Genomic DNA, 22,785 nt, shown 5'->3' on the forward strand with positions numbered 1-22,785 from the left:
CGCCGCAGACCAAGCCCCAACGACCCAACGGACCAGCCACCAACAAACAGCGAATAGCACCATATAAAAAAAGCCGCCCAAGGGCGGCTTTTTTGCGCTTCCAGCGAATTAACGCTTGGAGAACTGCTTGCGGCGACGTGCTTTGTGGAAGCCAACTTTCTTACGCTCGACTTCACGTGCATCGCGGGTAACGAAACCAGCCTTGGAAAGGGCAGACTTCAAAGTTGCGTCAAACTGAATCAGGGCACGAGTAATACCGTGACGAACAGCGCCGGCCTGACCGGATTCACCGCCACCACAGACATTGACCTTGATATCAAAGCCGTTCAGCTGCTCAACCAATTCGAGCGGCTGGCGAACGATCATGCGACCGGTCACACGGGAGAAGAACTCGTCAATCGGCTTGCCATTGACGACGATGGCACCGGTGCCACGCTTCATGAAAACCCGAGCAACGGCGCTCTTGCGACGGCCGGTACCGTAGAAATAAGCTTCTGCCATGATGACCCCTTAGATTTCCAGAGCCTTGGGCTGCTGGGCGGTATGCGGATGCTGATCGCCGGCGTAGCACTTCAGCTTCTTCAGCATGGCATAACCGAGCGGACCCTTCGGCAGCATACCCTTGACGGCCTTTTCGAGGGCCCGACCCGGGAAGCGCTGCTGCATCTTCTTGAAGTTGGTTTCGTAAATACCGCCAGGATAGCCAGAGTGACGGAAGTACTTCTTATCGTCAGCCTTGTTACCGGTAACGGTGATCTTGTCGACATTGGTCACAACGATGAAATCGCCGCAGTCGACGTGCGGGGTGAAGATGGCCTTGTGCTTGCCACGCAGGCGAGAAGCAATTTCGGAAGCGAGGCGGCCGAGCACCTTGTCTGTGGCGTCTACCACAAACCACTCGCGCTTCACCTCATGTGGCTTGGCGGAAAACGTTTTCATGTGAGTGCCGTCCTGAAAAATAGGGCGCAGAAATTAAGAAAGTCGTGGATTCTATCCACATCACTCCCCCCCTGTCAATCACTGAAACAAAAATTCTCTCTTCAGGCAAAAAAAACGCGGCTCGCTGAGCCGCGCTAAATCCACACCAAAGGAGGAGGGTGGAGGAGACAAATCTGAACCGAAGTCGGTTCGTACGCTTCGCATTATGCCCAAGACCACGGCTTTGATCAAGTCCTTTTGTGCATCGCACAACAATTAAAGAAATGGCTTAATAAATAATGCATATGCAATACAACATATTGTTTTTATTTATAAACTACATATTTTAGTGAATTAATTGACCTATTGCTAACCAGCACACCCCACCTATCACCCAGTCCTGACAAGAACAAAATTGCTGCAGCGCAGCAATCAATTTCGCCACAAAATTCCTTCACGCCACCGCGCCCACTCGCGGAAATCGTGTTTCAGGCTAGAATCACCGCCTGTTTTTTCGGGAGTTTGCAATGGAGTGCACAGTCAGATGGATGGGTAGCGACGCAGGAATGTCCTTTGTCGCCGAAACGGGAAGCGGCCACATGCTGGCCATGGATGGCGCACCTGAGGCTGGCGGCCGCAATCTAGCCCCACGCCCGATGGAAATGCTGCTGGCGGGAACCGGCGGATGCTCGGCATTTGACGTCGTACTGATTTTAAAAAAGGGGCGCCACCAGGTCACCGGCTGCGACGTGAGCCTGAAAGCGGAACGCGCCGACAGCGATCCGAAAGTATTCACCAGGATCCATCTGCACTATCGCGTCAAAGGACGGCAACTGAAAGCAGAAGCTGTCGCCCGGGCAATCGAGTTATCGAAAGACAAATACTGCTCAGCCTCGATCATGCTGGGAGAAACAGCCGCCATCAGCTACGACTTCGAAATCATCGAAGAGGTGAGTTGAAAGCCTCGCGCGACAATGCGTTGCTGCCGCCATAGTGCCAGTCAGGAATACGCCTGACGCAACCGCTTCTCTGGCCGCACCGAAAGCAGCGAACAAAGACTCCGGGAGGATCAACACTCCCGGCATCCGCGCCCGCCCCGTAACCACACCGGAACACCTCAGCAGACGACGTGTCCCCGGGCTTGCTTCAGAGACGATAGGCAGTACCAGTCATCACCCGCCCCATGACCTTCATCGCCGACCTCACCGGGAGAGGCAATTCAGCAGCACCAAAATGAACGGCCATTTCTGCATGCTTGATTTCATCAAGACGCATTTGATCGACGATAGCCCGGGACTTTTCATCCTGATCAGGCAAGGCCTGCAGATGACTATCAAGATGAGCCTCAACCTGCCGCTCGGTTTCAGCCAGAAAGCCAAGATTCCAGCGATCGCCAAGCACACCGGCAACAACCCCAAGCGAAAGCGATCCCAAATACCAGAGCGGATTGAGCATGCTTTTGCGACCACCCAGTTCGGCAATCCTGCCTTCGGTCCAAGCCAGATGCTCGGTCTCCTCATCAGCCGCCAGCCGCAAAGCATCGCGCACAACAGGATCACGGGAGGTCAGGGCCTGCCCTTGATATAAAGCCTGGGCACAAATTTCGCCGCAGTGGTTAACCCGCATCAAGCCAACCACATGACGCCGCTCGGCGTCGTCCAATGGCGCCTCAGCCATCTCCGCCCCCGGAGTGGGCCGCCGGGTACGCGCCGGCGCTGCGAGCGTTCGCAGCGCCCGATCAAATTCGAGAATCAGTCGATCCATTGCTCAACCTCAATTACCGATGCGCTCGTTCAGGGGGTGCACTCCACGCCGTAGCGCCGTCAGTGCCTCAGCAGCATTTCTGACTTGCACGCCAATCGGACAAAAATACTCGCTAAACAAAGCTGCGTAGTGACGATTGGCGACCGCATCGCGAATTGGCTCCCAGCGCCGGTTACGCGACAATGACCAGCTAGCGTCCGCTCGTCCTGAGGCATACAGCCTGCGCTCCCGAGTCTCGCAGCGCATTCCCTCAAACGTCACGTTACGCGCGCCCCCTGCCGTCTCGACGACCAGAACGTACCGCACGACCCCATCCCCATCGACACTCAGGCTACGGGCATCAACCAAAAATCGGTTGCTGGTTGCCGCACTGACGACAAAAGGGAGCAAATCCTCAGCCTTGGGGAAAGCAGGCAGACTGGCCTCCAGTTCCTGCCAAGGCTTGAGTTCATCGTCGTCATCCTCAGCCCAGACCGGGGACAAAGCCAGACACAGAAGCATGCCTAACAGGCTGCGCAATTTCATTCGAGACCTCCCTGCCCTTCCTGCGGAGAAGCCTGACGCTCTACCGCCACGTGCCGTCGGTCCTGCCCGAGAAAGCGAACCAATTCGTTCAAGGCTTGCTGATACACCCCACGCTTGAATTCGATCACGGCATCGAGCGGCACCCAGTAATCATTCCAGCGCCAGGCATCGAATTCCGGCTTGTTGGTCGCTCGCAAGCAGACGTCATTATCCCTTCCCACCAGGCGCAGCAAAAACCAGATCTGCTTCTGCCCCTTGTAGGAACCGCGCCATTCGCGCTTGATCCATTGGGTCGGCACATCGTAACGCAGCCAGCCCTTGGTTCTTCCGAGGATGCGCACATGCTCGGGCAACAGCCCGACCTCTTCGTACAGTTCGCGGTACATCGCATCTTCCGGGGACTCGCCCCGCTTGATGCCGCCCTGTGGAAACTGCCAGGAATGTTCCCGTATGCGCTTGCCCCAGAAAACCTCGTTTTTCGCGTTACACAAGATGATGCCGACGTTCGGGCGATAGCCTTCACGGTCGAGCATAAAAGTCCTGCAAAAATGTTTGGTTGGCGCAATTCTTTCACAAAGGGGCGCCGCATGCAAAGAACGGACCCGGTGTAAAATCACCGCCTGATTTCCCTTTTGTCAACGAATTCAAGAGCACCTCATGCGCACCTCGCAGTTTTTCTTTACCACCCTCAAGGAAGCCCCCGCCGACGCCGAAGTCATCAGCCAGAAAATGATGCTGCGCGCGGGTTACATCAAGCGTTCGGCAGCTGGCATCTATACCTGGATGCCACTGGGCCTGCGTGTGCTGCGCAAGGTTGAAAATATTGTTCGCGAAGAAATGAATGCCGCCGGTGCACTTGAATTGCTGATGCCGGCCGTGCAGCCTTTCGAGCTGTGGGAGGAATCCGGCCGCGGCCCGGCTTACGGCCCGGAACTGCTGCGCTTCAAGGATCGCCACCAGCGCGACTTCGTGATCGGCCCGACGCACGAGGAAGTGATCACCGACGTCGTCCGCCGCGACGTGAAAAGTTATCGCCAACTGCCGATTCACCTCTATCAGATTCAAACCAAGTTCCGCGACGAAATCCGCCCCCGTTTCGGCGTGATGCGCGGCCGCGAGTTCCTGATGAAGGACGGCTACTCCTTTCACACCTCCTTTGAGGACCTGGTGCGCGAGTACGGCAACATGTACGCCACCTACAGTCGTATTTTCACTCGTCTCGGCCTGAAGTTCCGCGCCGTCGCCGCCGACACCGGTTCGATTGGCGGCGATGGCTCGCACGAATTCCACGTCCTCGCCGACTCGGGTGAGGACGATATCGCCTTCTGCCCCGACTCCGACTACGCTGCCAACGTGGAACTGGCCGAGGCTGTCGCACCGGGTACGCCACGCGCGGCCGCCGGCAAGACCATGGACAAGGTCGCCACCCCGGGCAAGGCTGCCTGCGCGGATGTCGCCGCATTTCTCACGGTCGACCTGCAAAATATCGTTAAATCAATTGCGGTGGTCAGCGAACAGGAAGACGGCGGTAAGAAATTCGCACTACTGCTGTTGCGTGGCGATCATGAACTGAACGAAATCAAGGCCGGCAAGATTGCCGCACTCGGCGCCTTCCGCTTTGCCTCCGACAGCGAGATTCAGGAATATCTTGGCTGCATCCCCGGATTTATCGGTCCGGTCGGCGTCGACCGTGAACAGGTTGCCGTATTCGCTGACCGCAGCGTGGCCGCGATGAGCGACTTCATCTGCGGCGCCAACGAAGCCGGCTTCCACCTGACCGGCGTGAATTTTGGCCGCGACCTGCCCGAAGCCGAAGTGTTTGACCTTCGCAATGTTGTCGCCGGCGATCCTTCGCCGGACGGCAAGGGCAAGCTGGAAATCTGCCGCGGCATCGAAGTCGGCCATATTTTCCAGTTGCGCACCAAATACGCCAAGGCCCTCAACTGCGCCTTCCTCGACGAGAACGGCAAGAGCCAGATCATGGAGATGGGCTGCTACGGCATCGGTGTCTCGCGCATCGTCGGCGCCGCCATCGAACAGGGCAACGACGAGCGCGGCATTATCCTGCCTGCCTCGATCGCGCCATTCGCGGTCAGCATCGTGCCGATGGGTTATTTCAAGAGCGACGCCGTCAAGGCAGCGGCCGATCAGCTCTACGCCGACCTGAAACAGGCCGGGATCGACGTGGTGCTCGACGACCGCAACGAGCGCCCCGGCGTGATGTTTGCCGACATGGAACTGATCGGCATCCCGCATCGGGTGGTGATCGGCGAGCGCGGTCTCAAGGAAGGCCAGCTCGAATACAAGGGCCGCAGCGATGCTGAAGCCACCATGGTCGCGCAAGGCGAAATCCTCGCCTTCCTGCAAGGGAAACTGTGCGCCGCCTGATCGCCGCGCTGCTCTACCTCTGCGCCACGGCCGCGCTGGCCGGGGCGCAGAAATACGAACCGCTGTCGGCCAGCGTTCAGGCCGCATTGCACAAGGCCGTGTCCGACAGCCGCCCGGCGGTCAGTTCATTCAGGACACCACTGGAAGCCACGGATTGGCTGTCCACGATGTCGCCCCGACTGGAAAAGCGGATTCCCGACCGCGCCTACCGGATCGACCTGCTGCGCAGCGTACACTACGAGGCCACCCGCGCCGGACTCGACCCACAACTGGTTCTCGGGCTGATCCAGGTCGAATCCGGCTTTCGGAAATACGCGGTGTCTTCTGCCGGCGCCCGCGGCTACATGCAAGTCATGCCGTTCTGGCTCAAGCTACTGGGGCGACCAGAAGACTCCCTGTTCGACCTGCGCACCAACCTGCGCTACGGCTGCACCATCCTGCGCCACTATCTGGATATTGAAAAAGGTGACCTCTACCGCGCCCTGGGGCGTTACAACGGCAGCCTCGGCAAACCGGAATACCCGAATCTGGTTCGCGCTGCCTGGCAAAGCCACTGGGACTACCGGCAGCCGCTGCGACTAGCAGGACAAAACCGCTAACTCGAATAACTCGCAACCGTCATGTAGCGACAATAAAAAAGGCCAGCGCAAAGCGCAGGCCTTTTTTGCATCAATCCGGCGTTGACCGTGAAAACCACGGTCAACTCAGCGCAAGCCGAAAAATCAGCGCATTCCCGGCATCAACCCCTTCATGCCGCGCATCAGCTTGCCAATCCCGCCTTTTGAAAACTGCTTCATCATTTTCTGCGTCTGTTCGAACTGATTAAGCAGACGGTTAACCTCCTGCACCTGCACCCCGGCGCCGGCGGCAATCCGACGCTTGCGGCTGGCCTTGATCAATTCAGGCTTGGCCCGCTCGGCCGGGGTCATCGAATTGATGATCCCCTCGACGCGGCCAACGATCTTGTTCTCCGCCCCGGCCGGCAACTGACCGGCCATCTGCGAAAACTGGGCCGGCAGCTTGTCCATCAGCGAGGTCAGTCCGCCCATGTTGCGCATCTGCGCAATTTGTTCCTTGAAGTCGTTGAGATCGAAGCCCTTGCCGGCCTTCAGCTTCTTGGCAAAAGCAACGGCCTTTTCCTCGTCGATCCCCTTGCGCGCCTCTTCGATCAACGACAGCACGTCGCCCATACCGAGGATGCGCGATGCCATCCGCTCGGGGTGGAAAGCCTCGATCCCGGTCAGCTTTTCACCGACCCCGGCAAACTTGATCGGCTTGCCCGTGATATGGCGCACCGACAGTGCGGCGCCCCCCCGGGCATCGCCGTCGAGCTTGGTCAGCACCACACCGGTCAGCGGCAGCGCCTCGTTGAAGGCCTTGGCAGTATTGACTGCGTCCTGCCCCAGCATCGCATCGACCACGAACAGGGTTTCAATCGGCTTGATCGCCGCGTGCAGCTGCTTGATCTCGGCCATCATCGCTTCGTCAATCGCCAGACGACCAGCGGTATCGACCAGCAGCAGGTCGTGGTAATGCCGTTTGGCCCAGTCGATTGCCGCCAGCGCGATCTCTTCCGGCTTTTGCCCGACGTCAGACGGGAAAAAGTCCACACCGGCTTGCGCTGCCACCGATTTCAACTGCTCGATCGCCGCCGGTCGATAAACGTCACAGGAAACCACCAGCACCTTCTTTTTCTGGTTTTCCTTGACGAACTTGGCGAGCTTGCCAACGGTGGTGGTCTTGCCCGCCCCCTGCAAACCCGCCATCAAGACGATCGCCGGTGGCTGGGTATTGAAGTTGAGCCCCTCGTGCGCCTCGCCCATGACCTTGGTCAGTTCGGAATGCACTACGCCGATCAGCGCCTGGCCAGGAGACAGGGAACCGATAACCTCCTCGCCAACGGCTTTTTCCTTGACGGCGGCAATAAAATCCTTGACCACTGGCAACGCCACGTCGGCTTCCAGCAGTGCCATGCGCACCTCGCGCAAAGCATCGGCAATATTCGATTCGGTCAGGCGAGCCTCGCCCTTGAGCGTCTTCATGACGCGGGCAAGACGTTGAGTCAGGTTGTCGAGCATGTGACTTGGGCTTCTAGTAGAATTTGCGAATGGCCGATATTGTAATTCACCTTGCCCCGCACATTCTTGCCGCGCTGCTCTATGGTGCACTTGGCTTCCATTTCTGGAACACCCGCTGGCGAGAGAGCGAAACACAATCCGTCGCCGGCCCGATGCGCCGCTGGGAACGCAGTGCCATCGCAGCCGCCTTGCTGATCCACGCTGCCGGCTTGCAAGCCGCACTTTTCTCCGATGCTGGAATGCGCTTTTCGTTCAGTTTCGCGCTTTCACTGATGATGTGGCTGGCTGTACTGGTGTATTGGCTGGAAAGCTTCATGGCCCGGATGGAAGGCATGCAACCGATGGTGCTGCCGCTGGCCGCGCTGTGCACCGCACTACCGGTGCTGTTTCCGAATGTGCACGTCGTGGCCCATGCGCATGCGCTGGGCTTCAAGCTGCATTTTCTGGCCGCAATGCTGGCCTACAGCCTGCTGACCCTGTCGGCCTTGCACGCAATTTTCATGGGCTTTACCGAAAATGCGCTGCACAAACACAATCTGACCCGCAGTCTCGCCAGCTTGCCGCCGCTGCTGGTCATGGAGACCTTGCTCTTCCGCATCCTGACGTTGGGCTTCATCCTGCTGACGCTAACCGTCGGCAGCGGTGTTTTCTTCTCGGACAGTCTCTTTGGCAAACCCTTTGTGCTCGAACACAAGACGCTGTTTGCCCTGGCCTCCTGGGGCATTTTTGCCACCCTGCTGCTTGGCCGCCACGCCTGGGGTTGGCGCGGCAAACGTGCCTTGCGCTGGACGCTGGCCGGCTTTGCCTTGCTCATCCTGGCCTATGTGGGCAGCCGCTTCGTGGCCGAAGTCATTCTTGGACGCGTCTAATTGGACGAAATCAGCCTGAGCACCAAATTATTGGCGCTCGCCACCCTGCTGGCGATGTCGGCGTTTTTCTCGCTGAGCGAAACCGCGATGATGGCCAGCAACCGGTTCCGCCTGCGCCATCTGGCACAATCCGGCAATCGGGGAGCACAAAAATCGCTGGCCCTGCTCGGCCAGACCGACAAGATGCTGGGCGTCATCCTGCTCGGCAACAACCTGATCAACTCGGCAGCGGCAACCTTGGTCAGCCTGATTGCAATCGAGCTTTTCGGCGAAGAAGAATGGGCTCTCGGCGCTGCCACTCTGGCGGTCACCTTTGCCATCCTGGTTTTCTCGGAAATCACCCCCAAGATTGCCGGGGCCACTTACAGCGACCGCCTGACCCCTTGGCTGGGTCATCTGCTGACCCCGCTGCTCCGCCTGTTTTATCCGGCAGTATGGTTCGTCAATCTGTTCGCCAGCGCGCTGCTGCGACTACTAAGACTGAAGCGGGAACCGGATAGCGAAACGGCCCAGTTGTCACCGGAGGAATTGCGTAGCCTAGTGCTTGAATCCTCTCATGTCATGCCGCAAAAGCACCGGGCAATCCTCAACAGCCTCTTCGACCTGAATAACATCTCGGTCGAAGACATCATGACTCCACGCGGCCAGATCGAGATTCTTGATCTGGACCAATCATGGGATGCAGTGTGCCGGCAGATCGAGACCTGCCACCACAGCCGCCTGCCGGTATGCCGCGGCTCGCTCGACCGCTTGCTTGGCATTCTGCCGATCAGGCGTCTGCTCGGCCGCCTGAGCGACCCCGGGTTTTCGGAGGCAGCACTGCTCGAACAAGTGCAATCTCCCTACTATCTCCCCGCAGGCACGGCAGCCTTCTCCCAACTCGCTTTCTTCCAGGAAACACGACAACGCGTTGGCTTTGTCGTCGACGAGTACGGCGAAATTCTCGGCTTGCTGACCCTCGAAGATATCGTCGAGGAAATGGTCGGCGAGTTCACCACCTCGCTCCCGGGCCTTGGCCAAGCACTGGCATGGACTCCGGAAGGGAGCGTGGTGGTTGAAGGTACGCGGACGTTGCGCGAACTCAACCGGATGCTGCAGTTGGATTTCACGCTGGAAGGCCCGAAAACACTGAACGGATTGATACTTGAACACCTTCAGGAGATTCCCGAGGCGGACCTGAGCCTGAAAATCAACGGGATCACCATGGAAATCCTGCAAACCCAGGATCGCAGCATCGTTACCGTTCGCATCTACCGCCCTCGACCACCCCGGGGTTAATCCGGGCCGGCTTTACAAAGCCCCGCCTGCGTAGCATCATCCGCCGACATCCAACGCAGCCCTTGCTTACTGGCCTCCATGGCAGCCACCCCACCCCATTCCACACTGAGCGGCCTGGCCCGCGCCCTTGTTCAGGCCGGCCAACTGACCGAAGCCGAAGCCGAGCAATTACTGCAGCAAGCCAGTGCCAACAAGCAAACCCTGGCCGAGCAATTTCTCGGCTCGCACAGTTTGCCGGCTGCCGACTTGGCCCGCTTCATCGCCGAAACATTTGGCTTTCCGCTACTCGACCTGGATGCGTTCGACGAGTCGCTGATTCCGATTGACGCGATTGATCGCAAACTGATTGCCAGTCACCGGGTGATTCCGCTCAACAAGCGGGGGAACCGGCTGGCGGTGGCCATGTCGGACCCGACCAATCTGAGAGCATTGGACGAAATCCGCTTTCAGACCGGACTGGCCGTAGACCCGGTGGTAGTCGAAGCCAACAAATTGGCGCCACTGGTAGGCAAACACGCCGAAGCGCCTCAGGATGCACTCAAGACACTAGCCAACGACGACCTCAACCTGGACCTGCTCGATGGCGCCATCGAAAACGAACCACAGGAAGATACCAGCAACCAGGATGTCGATGACGCACCGATTGTTCGCTTCATCCAGAAAATCCTGCTCGATGCGATTGAGGACGGCGCCTCGGATATCCATTTCGAGCCCTACGAAAAGTACTACCGCATCCGTTTCCGGGTAGACGGCATCTTGCGCGAAGTGGCAAGCCCCCCATTGGCGATCAAGGAAAAGCTGGCCTCCCGGATCAAGGTCATCTCGCGCCTCAACATTGCTGAAAAGCGGGTTCCGCAGGATGGCCGGATGCGCCTCGTACTCTCGAAAAACCGTGCCATCGATTTCCGGGTCAGCACCCTGCCCACGCTGCAAGGCGAAAAGATAGTCCTGCGGATTCTCGATCCCAGCTCAGCCACTCTCGGCATCGAAGCCCTGGGTTACGAACCGGAGCAAAAAGCGGCCTTGCTTGACGCGGTCAACCGCCCCTACGGCATGGTTTTGGTCACCGGACCGACCGGTTCGGGCAAAACGGTATCGCTGTACACCTGCCTCAACCTGCTGAACAAAGTTGGAGTCAATATCTCCACTGCCGAAGATCCGGCGGAAATCAACTTACCGGGAATCAATCAGGTCAACGTCGACGACAAGGCCGGGCTCACCTTTTCCTCGGCGCTGAAGGCATTCCTCCGCCAGGATCCGGACATCATCATGGTCGGCGAAATCCGCGATCTGGAAACGGCGGAAATCGCGATCAAGGCCGCGCAGACCGGACACCTGGTACTCTCGACGCTGCACACCAACGATGCGCCGCAGACACTGACCCGGCTGATGAACATGGGCATCCCGACCTTCAACATCGCCTCCAGCATCCTGCTGATCACCGCCCAGCGCCTGGCGCGGCGTCTGTGTCACTGCAAACAACCGATGGAAGTGCCGGAGCAGAGTCTGCTCGACGCCGGCTTCCGGCCGGAGGAATTGGACGATTCCTGGACCCTGTACGGACCTGGCGGCTGCGAGCGTTGCAAAGGCACCGGCTACAAGGGACGGGTTGGGATCTATCAAGTCATGCCAATCAGCGAGGACATGCAACGCCTGATCATGAGCGGTGCCACCGCCATCGATCTGGCCAATCAGGCCAAGCAGGAAGGCGTCAAGGACTTGCGCGAATCAGGCTTGCTCAAAGTCAAGCAGGGAGTCACTTCGCTCGACGAAGTGCTGAGTACGACCAACGCCTAAACAGGAAGGCCGAGCATGGCGACCACAGCCAAACCCAAAGTGCCCACAGTCAAGGAAAGCATTTTCCAATGGGAAGGTAAAAGCCGCGACGGCAAGTCGGTGCGAGGCGAGATGCGTGCCGCCAGCGAATCCGTAGTTCAGGCCACCCTGCGTCGCCAGGGCATCAGCAAAACCACCGTCAAAAAACTGAAATTCAAGTCGGGCGGCAAAATCAGTGACAAGGACATCACCCTGTTCACCCGGCAACTGGCGACCATGATGAAGGCCGGCGTCCCCTTGCTGCAATCCTTCGACATCGTCGGCCGTGGCCACGCCAATCCCGCCGTCGGCAAACTGCTGCTCGACATCAAGGCCGACGTCGAGACCGGCAGTTCGCTGTCGCAGGCTTTTCGCAAATACCCGCTGTATTTCGACAATTTGTTCTGCAACCTGATCGCTGCCGGCGAAGCAGCGGGGATTCTCGACAGCCTGCTCGACCGCCTGGCAACCTACAAGGAAAAAATGCAGGCAATCAAAGGCAAAATCAAGTCGGCACTGTTTTATCCGATCGCTGTTATCGCTGTCGCCATCATCATTACAGCGGTCATCATGATCTTCGTCATCCCCGCCTTCAAAGATGTCTTCAAAAGTTTCGGCGCCGACCTGCCAACTCCAACCCTGATCGTGATTGCGATGTCGGATTTCTTCGTCGAGTGGTGGTGGCTGATATTCGGCTGCATGGGGGGGGCCATCTACAGCTTTTTCGAGACCTGGAAACGCTCGGAAAAAATGCAGATGGTCATGGACCGCCTGTTCCTGCGTCTACCAATCTTCGGCGAGGTGATCCGCAAATCGGTGATTGCCCGCTGGACGCGCACTTTGGCCACGATGTTCGCTGCCGGCGTACCGCTGGTCGAAGCACTGGACTCGGTAGGCGGAGCCTCCGGCAATTATGTTTACAAGATCGCCACCCGCGAGATTCAGGCCGAGGTCTCGACCGGCACCAACCTGACCCAGGCCATGCAGAACGTCAACCTCTTCCCCAACATGGTCACCCAGATGGTAGCGATTGGCGAAGAATCAGGTGCTCTCGACTCGATGCTCTCGAAAGTCGCCGATTTTTTCGAGGCCGAAGTCGATGATGCGGTTGAGGCGCTTTCAAGCTTGATGGAACCGATGATCATGGTAATACTCGGCACCCTGATCGGCGGCATGGTAGTCGCCATGTATCTGCCAATTTTCAAGATGGGGAGCGTCGTCGGATGATGATGCCGGAAACCTTGGGTGGCCTGGCGGCCGCCGCCGGACTGCTAGGCTTGTGCGTCGGCAGCTTTCTGAATGTAGTGGTCCACCGCCTGCCAAAAATGATGGAGCAGGAATGGCGCGAACAATGCGCGGAGCTTTGCGGTGAAAATTGCAAAAACCCGCAGTCGACCGTGGAAAAGCTGTCGCTGGCCCGCCCCCGCTCCCGCTGCCCGGCGTGTGGACACGTCATTCGTGCATACGAAAACATTCCGCTGCTCAGCTACCTGCTGCTGCGTGGCCGCTGCTCGGCTTGCCATCAGTCGATTTCGCTTCGCTACCCGCTGGTCGAACTGCTTACCGCCGCACTCTCGGCAGGAGCTGCCTGGCACTTTGGCCCCAGTTGGCAAACCGTCGGCGCCCTCGCCTTGCTCTGGGCCCTGGTTGCGCTGACGATGATTGACCTCGATACGCAGCTGCTGCCAGACAGCATCACCCTGCCTTTGCTCTGGCTCGGCCTGCTGATCAATCTGCATGGGCATTTCGTTTCTCTCGAAGCCGCCGTCATCGGCGCAGTTGCTGGCTACCTGGCGCTCTGGAGCGTATTCTGGCTATTCAAGCTGGCGACCGGCAAGGAGGGCATGGGCTATGGCGATTTCAAGCTGCTGGCGGCGCTTGGCGCCTGGCTCGGCTGGAGCATGTTGCCGACCATCGTCCTGCTCTCTTCGCTGGTCGGCGCCTGCGTCGGGATCGGGCTGATCGTCTTCGCCCGCCACGGACGCAATGTCCCGATTCCCTTCGGCCCTTACCTCGCAGCCGCAGGTGTTATCGCGCTCTTCTGGGGCGAAAAGATCAACCGGACCTATCTTGGCCTGCTCTGAAACCACCGACCCGGCTTGAAATTAGCGCGACCACCCCGACATAGGACCACTCTCGGTTATATAATTCAAGGTTTTGGAGGATTCCCATGCCGATCTACGAATATCGCTGCGACGCCTGCGGTTTCCAGAAGGAACATCTGCAAAAGCTCAGCGACCCGCAACTGACTACCTGTCCCGAATGTGGCCAGGAAAGCTATAGCAAGCAACTCTCCGCCGCCGGTTTCCAGCTCAAGGGCAGCGGCTGGTACGCTACCGACTTCAAGGGCGGCACCGCCCCGAAGGCACCGCCCCCATGCCAGACCGGCGAAGGAAGCTGCTCGTCGTGCGTGGCCAACTGATCAAACGTTACTTCATCACCGGGCTCCTGATCTGGGTGCCGCTGGTGATTACCGCCTGGGTGCTATCGGTCATCGTCAGCACCCTGGATCAGTCATTGCGCCTGTTACCCGAGGCCATCCACCCGCAACATCTGTTCGGTTTCAGCATCCCCGGCGCCGGCGCCCTGCTGACACTGGCGATGATTTTCCTGACCGGTCTGTTGGCCGCCAATTTCATCGGCCAAAAACTGGTCGGCTGGTGGGACAAGCTACTTTCGCGGATTCCGGTGGTCAATTCGGTGTACAAGAGCGTCAAGCAGGTTTCCGACACCTTGTTCGCCCCCAACGGCAACGCCTTTCGCAAGGCCCTGCTGGTTCAATACCCGCGCCAGGGCAGCTGGACCATCGCCTTTCTCACCGGCACACCGGGCGGCGACATCGTCAACCACCTGCACGGCAACCACGTCAGCGTTTATGTCCCGACCACTCCCAACCCGACTTCGGGCTTCTTCCTGATGATGCCGGCCAGCGAAGTGGTTGAACTCGACATGACCGTCGACGAAGCACTGAAGTACGTCATTTCAATGGGTGTCGTCGCGCCTCCGAAGCGCCCCCATGTCGTGACTCGCCACACCGATAGCCAAACTCAACATTCCTAATTAAGCACCCCACGGATTTTTCATGCGTACTCATTACTGCGGACAACTCAACGCCTCCCTCGACGGCCAGATCGTCACCCTGTGCGGCTGGGCCCACCGTCGTCGCGACCACGGCGGCGTCATCTTCATCGACCTGCGCGACCGCGAGGGCTTGGCCCAAGTCGTCTGCGACCCGGATCGCGCCGACAGCTTCAAGATCGCTGAATCCGTCCGCAACGAGTTCTGCCTGAAGATCACCGGCAAGGTCCGTCCGCGCCCGGCCGGCACCACCAACGCCAACCTGGCCTCCGGCGAAATCGAAGTGCTGTGCCACGAAATCGAAGTCCTGAACCCGTCGGTCACGCCCCCGTTCCAGCTCGATGAGGAAAACCTCTCCGAGAACGTCCGCCTGACCCATCGCGTCATCGATCTGCGCCGCCCACAGATGCAGAACAACCTGATGCTGCGCTACAAGACGGCGCGTGCTTTCCGCCGCTTCCTGGACGACAACGGCTTCATCGACGTCGAAACTCCGATGCTGACCAAGTCGACCCCGGAAGGCGCCCGTGACTACCTGGTACCGTCGCGCGTGCATGCTGGCCAGTTCTTCGCGCTGCCGCAGTCGCCGCAGCTGTTCAAGCAGTTGCTGATGGTTGCCGGCTACGACCGCTACTACCAGATCACCAAGTGCTTCCGCGACGAAGACCTGCGCGCCGACCGCCAGCCGGAATTCACCCAGGTCGATATCGAAACCTCGTTCATGAGCGAGGCCGAAATCACCGCGCTGATGGAGCAACTGATCCGCCGCGTCTTCAAGGAAGCGATCGACGTCGAACTGCCGGAATTCCCGCGCATGACCTACGCCGAAGCCATGCGCCGCTTCGGTTCCGACAAGCCGGACCTGCGCGTGACGCTCGAACTGGTCGATGTCGCCGATGCCTTCAAGGACGTCGCCTTCAAGGTCTTTGCCAATGTCGCCAACAGCGAAGGTGGCCGCATCGCCGCCATGCGCATCCCGGGCGGCGCCAGCCTCACCCGTGGCGAAATCGACGAATACACCAAGTTCGTCGGCATCTACGGCGCCAAGGGCCTGGCCTACATCAAGGTCAACGACGTTACCCAGGTTAACGAGACCGGCCTGCAGTCGCCGATCGTCAAGAACCTCTCCGAAGCCTCGCTGCGCACCGTGCTCGAGCGCACCGGCGCCCAGTCTGGCGACCTGATCTTCTTCGGCGCCGACAAGGGGAAGATCGTCAGCGATGCCCTCGGCGCGCTGCGCATCAAGATCGGCCACGAAAAGGGCTTCGTCACCGGCGCCAAGTGGGCCCCGCTGTGGGTGATCGACTTCCCGATGTTCGAGTACGACGACGAATCCAAGCGCTGGACCGCCTGCCACCACCCCTTCACCAGCCCCAAGGACGAGCATCTCGAATTCCTGGCCACCGATCCGGGCAAGTGCCTGGCCAAGGCCTACGACCTGGCGCTCAACGGCTGGGAACTGGGCGGCGGCTCGGTGCGTATCCACCGTGCTGACGTGCAGGAAAAGGTCTTCGCTGCCCTCAATATCGGCCCGGAAGAACAGCAGGCCAAGTTCGGCTTCCTGCTCGACGCGCTGAAGTACGGTGCCCCGCCGCATGGCGGCCTGGCCTTCGGCCTGGATCGCATCGTCACCATGATGACCGGTGCCGAATCGATCCGCGACGTGATCGCCTTCCCGAAGACCCAGCGCGCCCAGTGCCTGCTCACCGACGCCCCGTCGGCGGTCGACGAGAAGCAACTGCGCGAACTGCACGTCCGCCTGCGCCAGAAGGTCGAAACCCAGGTCGAAATCAGCCAGGGCTAAGCCATGACTCATGCCGTACTCCGTCTGCTCCTGACTTTCTGGCTGGCGCTGGCGGCATGCTGCTTGCCGGGCACCGTGGGTGCCCGCGACCAGGCTCAGGGCAACACTTACACGGTCGACAGCGAAAAAGGCAAAAATTCGCCTTTTTCCGGGTCGACCGTGGCACTCGCCGAACTACCGCGCGAAGCCCGCGAGACCTATGCGCTGATCCTGCGCGGCGGCCCCTTCCCTTATGACCGCGACGGGATCGAGTTCCGCAACTTTGAAAAGCGCCTGCCCAAGGCCGCGCGCGGCTTCTACCGTGAATATACGGTCAAGACGCCGGGCGAACGCAGCCGTGGCGCCCGCCGCATCGTCAGCGGCGGCGAGCCGCCGAGCGTGTTTTACTACACCGACGATCACTACAACAGCTTCCGCCGGATTCACGACTGAGCGAAGCGCCCAGGAGCCGTACTGTGGCCAGCCCGTTTTTCAACCGCCCCGAACTTGCCGGCCCCTACCGGCTGCTTCCCACCCGTCGCACGACACTTGCCGACGAACTGGCTGCGGCAACCAACCCATTGATCCGCATCGCCCCTGACCAGGCGGCAAGCATTACCGACTGGCTTGGCGCCTTGGGGCAAGCCCTCAATTTCCCGGCGCATTTTGGTGCCAATTTTGATGCGCTGTTCGATGCCCTGTGCGACCGTGACCTGCTGCCCCAAACCGTCCTGGTGCTTGAGCTCAGTGCGCTCAATGCACTTGCCGAAGAAGAGGTCGACACCCTGATCGCCGTTTTTCAGGCCGCCGCCGATGAGTGGCGCGAACAAGGTCGCTGCCTGTGGTCGCTGTTTGACGCTCCCGGCCTCGACCTCGACCCGCTCCCCACCCCGAAGGCATGACCTCGCCAGCCGGCCCTCCCGGCAGCAGCTACAAGCAGCCGGTTTCAGTGCTGGTGGTGATCCATACCCCGGCAATGGAGATTTTGCTACTCGAACGGGCCGCCCACCCCGGCTACTGGCAATCGGTAACCGGCAGCCGAGAAGGCGACGAGGCGCTGGGCCACACGGCCTGGCGCGAGGTGCTTGAAGAAACCGGCATCGACTGCCGCCAACACGGACTAAGGGACTGGCAGCAGCAAAACCGCTACGAAATCTTCCCGCAGTGGCGCCATCGTTACGCCCCCGGTGTGACCGAGAACGTCGAGCACGTCTATTCGCTGTGCCTCAACGAAAAACAGACACCCTGCATCGCCCCGGACGAACACCGCGCCTGGTGCTGGCTCCCCTGGCAGGAAGCAGCGGCCCGCTGTTTTTCCGCCAGCAACCGCTACGCCATCGAAGCCCTCGCCGGACAGCCAGCCCGCTCTTGAAACTCGGTTTGCCCACCCTATATTGGAGGCATTGCAACCCGACCCAAGGAGGCCATCATGGCTAATCTGATGCGTCACGACGCCCATCTCGATTCGCTCGACGACCTGTTTCGCGGCTTTTTTGTCCGCCCGGTCGAATTCAACCAACACCCGGCAACACCTCCGGCGATCACTCTCGACGTCCGCGAACAAGCCGATGCTTATCTGGTTCACGCCGAACTACCCGGCGCCCGCAAGGAAAACATTCACGTCACGGTCGACGGCGCACTGGTTTCAATCAGCGCCGAGGTCCGGCAGGAGCGCGAAAGCAAGGAAGGCGAGCGGGTTCTGCGCAGTGAACGCTACTTCGGCAAAGTATCCCGCTCCTTCCAGCTGGCCCAGGAAATCGACGATAGCCAAGCCAGCGCCCGCTTCACCGACGGCGTGCTCGAACTGACCTTGCCAAAGCGCAGCGCCAGCCCGCAACGCCGGCTCTCGATCGAGTAAATCACCACCTCATTTTCCCGGCCGGCCCCGCGCCGGCCTTTTTCTTTGTACAATCCGCGGCGATTTCCTTTGGAGCCCGCCATGAGTCTCGAAAACCTCGCCCCCGGCATCAAGGCCGCCGTTCTGGCCGAAGCCCTGCCCTACATCAAGCGCTTCCACGGCCGCACCATCGTCGTCAAATACGGTGGCAATGCGATGACCGAAGAACACCTGAAAAACTGCTTCGCGCGCGACGTGGTGCTGCTCAAGCTGGTCGGCTTCAATATCGTCGTGGTACACGGCGGCGGCCCGCAGATCGAAACCCTGCTCGCCCGCGTCGGCAAGAAGGGCGAATTCATTCAGGGCATGCGCGTCACCGACACCGAGACCATGGAAGTGGTCGAGATGGTCCTCGGCGGCCAGGTCAACAAGGACATCGTCAATCTGATCAACCAGCACGGCGGCAAGGCCGTTGGCCTCACCGGCAAGGATGGCAACTTCATCCGCGCCAAGAAGCTGATGCTGGAAAACAAGGACAACCCGGGCGACCTGATCGACGTCGGCCAGGTCGGCGAGATCACTTCGGTCGACCCGTCGCTGATCGGCCTGCTCGAATCCGGCGCCTTCATTCCGGTGATCGCCCCGATCGGTGTCGGCAAGGATGGCGAGACCTACAACATCAACGCCGACGTGGTCGCCGGTAAAATCGCCGAAGTGCTCAAGGCGGAAAAGCTGGTGCTGCTGACCAACACCCCGGGCGTGCTCGACAAGGCCGGCAACCTGCTGACCGGAATCACCCCCAAGGAAATCGACGGCATGGTCGAGGACGGCACGCTGTCCGGCGGCATGCTGCCCAAGATCAGTTCGGCGCTCGATGCCGCCCGCAACGGCGTCAAGGGTGTACACATCATCGACGGCCGCGTCGAACACGCGCTGCTACTGGAAATCCTGACCGACCACGGCGTCGGCACGATGATCAAGTCGCACTGAACCTCGCCCCCCACGTACTGGAAACCCGCCACCCGGCGGGTTTCTCGCTTTCCAGCATGTCACCGCCCCCCACCTGGCTCTTCGACCTCGACAACACCCTGCACAATGCCTCGGCACGGATTTTTCCGCACATCAACCGGGCCATGCGCGAGTACATCGAACGCCATCTCGGCCTCGACCGATACGCTGCCGACCGCCTGCGCGCCGACTACTGGCGGCGCTACGGCGCGACCCTGCTTGGACTGGTCCGCCATCACGCGACCGACCCGCAGCATTTTCTCGACGAAACCCATCGTTTCCCCGACCTGGAACGGATGATCGTCTTCGAGAAGCCCTTGCTGCACGCGCTGAAGCGCCTGCCCGGGCGCAAGATCCTGTTCACCAACGGCCCCGCCGCTTACGCCAACGCGGTTCTGGCGCTGACCGGACTGCAGCGCCATTTCGATAGCGTTTATAGCGTCGAGCGCCTGCGCTTTCAGCCCAAACCGAGCCGTGCCGCCTTCGACATCGTTCTCCGCAACGAGCGACTGACGCCTCACCGCTGCATCCTGGTTGAGGACAGCCTGGAAAATCTGGTTACTGCCAAGAAACTGGGAATGCGAACGGTCTGGATCAATACCGGAATGCGCCAGTCGCCGTTTGTCGACCTCAAGCTGCGTTCGGTCCGCGAATTACCCCACCGCTACGGTCGACTATAATTTTTTGGCATTTTCCGGCATCCTTGCGGCTACTTCATTTTGTACAACAAGAAAACATGGCCAGCAAACCCGGAGAACGCCGCCTGCAGATTCTGCAAACCCTCGCCGGTATGCTCGAAAGCCCGCAAGGCGAAAAAATCACCACCGCTGCCCTGGCAGCCCGCCTTGCATGCTCGGAAGCCGCGCTCTACCGCCACTTTGCAAGCAAGGCCCAGATGTATGACGGCCTGATCGAATTCATCGAACAAAGCCTGTTTGGCGTAATCAACCGGATCACCGGTGAAGAACCAGACGGCCTCCGTCAGGTCGAGGCCATCCTGGGTCTGCTACTCAACTTTGCCCAGAAGAACCGGGGCATGACGCGGGTTTTGATTGGCGATGCGCTGGTACACGAAAACGAACGCCTGCAACTGCGGATCAATGCCCTGCTCGACAAGCTCGAGGCCGCGCTCAAGCAGGCTCTGCGCATCGCCGCAACGCAGGGCACTCTGGCCGAGCAAGCCGATTTTGCAGCGCTCGCCAACCTGCTGCGCTGCTACGCCGTCGGGCGCTGGGAACAATACGCACGCAGCGGTTTCTCCCGCGAACCCTTGGCTAGTTGGCCGCAGCAATGGCCAATGCTGTATTGCGCCTGCCTGTCGCAGGCCGGTCGTTAGCGGCGTGCCTGCGACTAACCCGCTTGGTGGCAAGCTTGCCTGCCCGTCATTGCCAACTTTGAGAAAGAACGGGGGCGCCGCAGCGCCCCGGAAATACGGCTAACCGGCTAACCGGCTAACCGGCTAACCGGCTAACCGGCTAACCGGCTAACGGCCGGCAAGATACTCGGCTGCATCGAGCGCGAAGTAGGTGAGAATCCCGTCGGCCCCTGCTCGCTTGAAGGCAAGCAGGCTTTCCAGGACACAGGCCTCCTCATTGAGCCAGCCGTTTTGGGCAGCAGCCTTGAGCATCGCGTACTCCCCGCTGACCTGATAAGCGTAGGTCGGCACTTTGAACTCGTCCTTGACTCGCCGAACGATGTCGAGATACGGCATGCCCGGCTTGACCATTACCATGTCAGCCCCCTCTTCAAGATCAAGAGCGACTTCACGCAAGGCTTCGTCAGTGTTGGCCGGGTCCATCTGATAGGTGTATTTGTTGCCCTTGCCAAGATTGGCCGCCGAACCGACGGCATCGCGGAACGGGCCGTAGAAGGCCGACGCATATTTGGCTGAGTAGGCCAGAATCCGCGTGTAAATCTGCCCCTGGTTTTCCAAAGCCTGACGGATACGCCCGATCCGGCCATCCATCATATCCGACGGCGCAACCACATCGGCCCCCGCCTGGGCATGACACAAGGCCTGCTTGACCAGCACCTCCAGAGTTTCGTCGTTGAGTACGTAACCGTTGGCGTCGATCAAGCCATCCTGGCCATGGCTGGTGTAAGGGTCGAGTGCGACATCGGTAATCACCCCCAGTTCGGGGAATTCCCGCTTCAAGGCCTGTACCACGCGCGGCACCAGCCCCTCCGGGTTGTACGCTTCTTCGGCGGCCAGGGACTTGAGCGATGCATCGACCACCGGAAACAACGCCAAGGCGGGAATACCCAGCTTGGCTGCACGCTCGGCAGTACGCAACAGGACATCCAGCGACTGACGCTCAACCCCGGGCATCGACGCCACCTTCTCAACCCGGCCAGCTCCCTCGAGAACGAATACCGGATAGATAAAATCATCGACAGTGAGCACCGATTCGCGCATCAGGCGACGGGAAAAATCATCGCGCCGCATGCGCCGCATGCGGGTTGCAGAAAAAACGCCGGTTACCGCCATGAACAACCTCCAGCTAAACAAGCCAAAAAAAGATGATGCGCGCTCCGGAACTTTTCGACTTTGACCCGAGTCAGAGCGACTAGATGGCACGCGCTGTCTCCCGCTTTACCTCCCTGAGCGGGTGCCCTGATCTCGTCAGGGCATTTTGCCCCCGGACCCCCCTTATCCGGGGGCTTTTTGTTTGACCGCAGCCGTTGCTGGGGGCGTTTTCGGCGCTGCCTGCCGAGGCTCAGGCAAAGGCATGTCGAGCCAGCCGGCAAGAACCTGTTCCGCCTCTTCGATCCCGGTCTTTTTCAGACTCGAAAACAACTGTGCCGAATACCGGCCGCCGTTGCTGCCTTCGGTCCAGGTGGCAATTTCCGCCCGCACCGCGCGCAATACCTTGGTCTGGTCCTGGCGGCTGAGCTTATCGGCCTTCGAGAGCAGGATATGCAGCGGTCGGCCAGTCGGCCGGAACCAGTCAATCATGCGCCGATCGAGATCGGTGAAAGGGCGCCGGATATCCATGATCAGTACCAAGCCGACCAATGGTCCGCGCCGGGTCAGATAGGGACCGATCAACCCTTCCCATTGGGCACGAATTTCCTCGGGCGCCTTGGCAAAACCATATCCCGGGAGGTCGACGAAATACTTGCCTTCGGCCAGCGTGAAATAATTCAGGTGCTGCGTCCGCCCTGGCGTTTTACTGACGAAGGCGAGCCGCACACGGCCTGCCAGGGTGTTAATCGCCGAAGATTTGCCGGCATTCGAACGGCCAGCGAAAGCCACCTCGCTACGGGCGTCGGTAGGCAAGTCGCGCAGGTGCGCCACGGTGGTGTGAAAAACAGCTTTCTGGAACAAAGGCATAAAAAACTCGCAAGACCCGCCTTGTTAAAGGGCGAAGTGATATAGAATAGCAGGTTTGTAACTTCCGTTCCGGTCAAAGCGCCCACAAACGCGCACTAGGAGTCCGAAAA

26 protein-coding genes are annotated in these 22,785 nt (G+C 59.7%); 18 read left to right on the plus strand and 8 right to left on the minus strand.

Annotated features, from left to right (window positions below):
* Positions 1-108 precede the first annotated feature (108 nt).
* Entirely contained in the window at positions 109-501 is a 393-nt protein-coding gene (rpsI, locus tag VX159_RS12920) for a 30S ribosomal protein S9 (protein ID WP_371323296.1), read from the minus strand.
* Positions 502-510: 9 nt separating this feature from the next.
* Positions 511-939: a 50S ribosomal protein L13 gene (rplM, locus tag VX159_RS12925; protein ID WP_371323297.1), complete on the minus strand. Its 429-nt coding sequence runs from the start codon at positions 937-939 to the stop codon at positions 511-513.
* 506 nt (positions 940-1,445) lie between these two features.
* Here rplM and VX159_RS12930 point away from each other — a divergent pair.
* A complete protein-coding gene (locus VX159_RS12930; protein ID WP_371323298.1) occupies positions 1,446-1,877 on the plus strand; it encodes an OsmC family protein in 432 nt (143 codons plus the stop codon).
* Positions 1,878-2,064: 187 nt separating this feature from the next.
* Here the strand turns inward: VX159_RS12930 and coq7 are convergent, their stop codons facing one another.
* From coq7 to VX159_RS12945, 3 genes are read right to left on the minus strand one after another with little or no spacing between them, the layout of a single operon-like run.
* Entirely contained in the window at positions 2,065-2,682 is a 618-nt protein-coding gene (gene coq7, locus VX159_RS12935; protein WP_371323299.1) for a 2-polyprenyl-3-methyl-6-methoxy-1,4-benzoquinone monooxygenase, read from the minus strand.
* A gap of 9 nt (positions 2,683-2,691) precedes the next feature.
* Positions 2,692-3,207 carry a CNP1-like family protein gene (locus tag VX159_RS12940; RefSeq protein WP_371323300.1) on the minus strand — a complete coding sequence of 172 codons (516 nt, stop codon included), beginning with the start codon at positions 3,205-3,207 and terminating at the stop codon, positions 2,692-2,694.
* On the minus strand, positions 3,204-3,740 hold the full coding sequence (locus tag VX159_RS12945) for an RNA pyrophosphohydrolase (RefSeq protein ID WP_371323301.1): 537 nt from the start codon (positions 3,738-3,740) through the stop codon (positions 3,204-3,206). Before VX159_RS12945 ends, VX159_RS12940 begins: the two co-directional genes overlap by 4 nt.
* A 124-nt stretch (positions 3,741-3,864) precedes the next feature.
* On the opposite strand from VX159_RS12945, the gene VX159_RS12950 reads away from it, so the two are divergent.
* Positions 3,865-5,595 carry a proline--tRNA ligase gene (locus VX159_RS12950; protein ID WP_371323302.1) on the plus strand — a complete coding sequence of 577 codons (1,731 nt, stop codon included), beginning with the start codon at positions 3,865-3,867 and terminating at the stop codon, positions 5,593-5,595.
* Positions 5,583-6,194: a lytic transglycosylase domain-containing protein gene (locus VX159_RS12955; RefSeq protein ID WP_371323303.1), complete on the plus strand. Its 612-nt coding sequence runs from the start codon at positions 5,583-5,585 to the stop codon at positions 6,192-6,194. Before VX159_RS12950 ends, VX159_RS12955 begins: the two co-directional genes overlap by 13 nt.
* A 123-nt stretch (positions 6,195-6,317) precedes the next feature.
* Here the strand turns inward: VX159_RS12955 and ffh are convergent, their stop codons facing one another.
* Complete coding sequence (ffh, locus tag VX159_RS12960) at positions 6,318-7,673, minus strand: signal recognition particle protein (protein WP_371323304.1); 1,356 nt, start codon at positions 7,671-7,673, stop codon at positions 6,318-6,320.
* 29 nt (positions 7,674-7,702) lie between these two features.
* On the opposite strand from ffh, the gene VX159_RS12965 reads away from it, so the two are divergent.
* The 15 genes from VX159_RS12965 to slmA all read left to right on the plus strand — a co-directional run bounded on the left by VX159_RS12965 (position 7,703) and on the right by slmA (position 20,677).
* Positions 7,703-8,542: an inner membrane protein YpjD gene (locus VX159_RS12965; protein WP_371323305.1), complete on the plus strand. Its 840-nt coding sequence runs from the start codon at positions 7,703-7,705 to the stop codon at positions 8,540-8,542.
* The gene (locus VX159_RS12970) at positions 8,543-9,820 is read left to right on the plus strand and encodes an HlyC/CorC family transporter (RefSeq protein ID WP_371323306.1); all 1,278 of its coding nucleotides are present in this window, start codon (positions 8,543-8,545) and stop codon (positions 9,818-9,820) included. It abuts the gene before it with no gap.
* Positions 9,821-9,898: 78 nt separating this feature from the next.
* A complete protein-coding gene (pilB, locus tag VX159_RS12975; protein ID WP_371323307.1) occupies positions 9,899-11,617 on the plus strand; it encodes a type IV-A pilus assembly ATPase PilB in 1,719 nt (572 codons plus the stop codon).
* A 15-nt stretch (positions 11,618-11,632) separates the two neighbouring features.
* A complete protein-coding gene (locus VX159_RS12980) occupies positions 11,633-12,862 on the plus strand; it encodes a type II secretion system F family protein (RefSeq protein ID WP_371323308.1) in 1,230 nt (409 codons plus the stop codon).
* On the plus strand, positions 12,862-13,719 hold the full coding sequence (locus tag VX159_RS12985; RefSeq protein ID WP_371325523.1) for an A24 family peptidase: 858 nt from the start codon (positions 12,862-12,864) through the stop codon (positions 13,717-13,719). Before VX159_RS12980 ends, VX159_RS12985 begins: the two co-directional genes overlap by 1 nt.
* 86 nt (positions 13,720-13,805) lie before the next feature.
* Complete coding sequence (locus tag VX159_RS12990) at positions 13,806-14,057, plus strand: FmdB family zinc ribbon protein (RefSeq protein WP_371323309.1); 252 nt, start codon at positions 13,806-13,808, stop codon at positions 14,055-14,057.
* Positions 14,057-14,695 (plus strand): DUF502 domain-containing protein, encoded by a 639-nt coding sequence (locus tag VX159_RS12995; RefSeq protein ID WP_371325524.1) that lies wholly within the window; start codon positions 14,057-14,059, stop codon positions 14,693-14,695. The genes VX159_RS12990 and VX159_RS12995 overlap by 1 nt, the downstream gene beginning before the upstream one ends.
* A gap of 22 nt (positions 14,696-14,717) precedes the next feature.
* Positions 14,718-16,517 (plus strand): aspartate--tRNA ligase, encoded by a 1,800-nt coding sequence (gene aspS, locus VX159_RS13000; protein ID WP_371323310.1) that lies wholly within the window; start codon positions 14,718-14,720, stop codon positions 16,515-16,517.
* A 3-nt stretch (positions 16,518-16,520) separates the two neighbouring features.
* The gene (locus VX159_RS13005) at positions 16,521-16,949 is read left to right on the plus strand and encodes a ribonuclease domain-containing protein (RefSeq protein ID WP_371323311.1); all 429 of its coding nucleotides are present in this window, start codon (positions 16,521-16,523) and stop codon (positions 16,947-16,949) included.
* A gap of 23 nt (positions 16,950-16,972) precedes the next feature.
* The gene (locus tag VX159_RS13010) at positions 16,973-17,398 is read left to right on the plus strand and encodes a barstar family protein (RefSeq protein WP_371323312.1); all 426 of its coding nucleotides are present in this window, start codon (positions 16,973-16,975) and stop codon (positions 17,396-17,398) included.
* Complete coding sequence (nudB, locus tag VX159_RS13015) at positions 17,395-17,868, plus strand: dihydroneopterin triphosphate diphosphatase (RefSeq protein ID WP_371323313.1); 474 nt, start codon at positions 17,395-17,397, stop codon at positions 17,866-17,868. The genes VX159_RS13010 and nudB overlap by 4 nt, the downstream gene beginning before the upstream one ends.
* A gap of 57 nt (positions 17,869-17,925) precedes the next feature.
* Positions 17,926-18,354, plus strand: a complete 429-nt coding sequence (locus VX159_RS13020) for an Hsp20/alpha crystallin family protein (protein ID WP_371323314.1) — start codon at positions 17,926-17,928, stop codon at positions 18,352-18,354.
* Between the two features lie 81 nt (positions 18,355-18,435).
* Complete coding sequence (gene argB / locus VX159_RS13025; protein ID WP_371323315.1) at positions 18,436-19,323, plus strand: acetylglutamate kinase; 888 nt, start codon at positions 18,436-18,438, stop codon at positions 19,321-19,323.
* Positions 19,324-19,379: 56 nt separating this feature from the next.
* Complete coding sequence (locus tag VX159_RS13030) at positions 19,380-20,021, plus strand: pyrimidine 5'-nucleotidase (protein WP_371323316.1); 642 nt, start codon at positions 19,380-19,382, stop codon at positions 20,019-20,021.
* Between the two features lie 56 nt (positions 20,022-20,077).
* The gene (gene slmA, locus VX159_RS13035) at positions 20,078-20,677 is read left to right on the plus strand and encodes a nucleoid occlusion factor SlmA (RefSeq protein WP_371323317.1); all 600 of its coding nucleotides are present in this window, start codon (positions 20,078-20,080) and stop codon (positions 20,675-20,677) included.
* 147 nt (positions 20,678-20,824) lie between these two features.
* On the opposite strand, the gene hemB is transcribed toward slmA, so the two are convergent.
* Both hemB and yihA read right to left on the minus strand, forming a co-directional pair.
* Positions 20,825-21,829: a porphobilinogen synthase gene (gene hemB / locus VX159_RS13040; RefSeq protein ID WP_371323318.1), complete on the minus strand. Its 1,005-nt coding sequence runs from the start codon at positions 21,827-21,829 to the stop codon at positions 20,825-20,827.
* Between the two features lie 162 nt (positions 21,830-21,991).
* Positions 21,992-22,675, minus strand: coding sequence for a ribosome biogenesis GTP-binding protein YihA/YsxC (gene yihA, locus VX159_RS13045; protein ID WP_371323319.1), 684 nt, complete (start codon positions 22,673-22,675; stop codon positions 21,992-21,994).
* Positions 22,676-22,785 lie beyond the last annotated feature (110 nt).

It is taken from the genome of Dechloromonas sp. ZY10, assembly GCF_041378895.1.
GTDB lineage: Bacteria > Pseudomonadota > Gammaproteobacteria > Burkholderiales > Rhodocyclaceae > Azonexus > Azonexus aquae.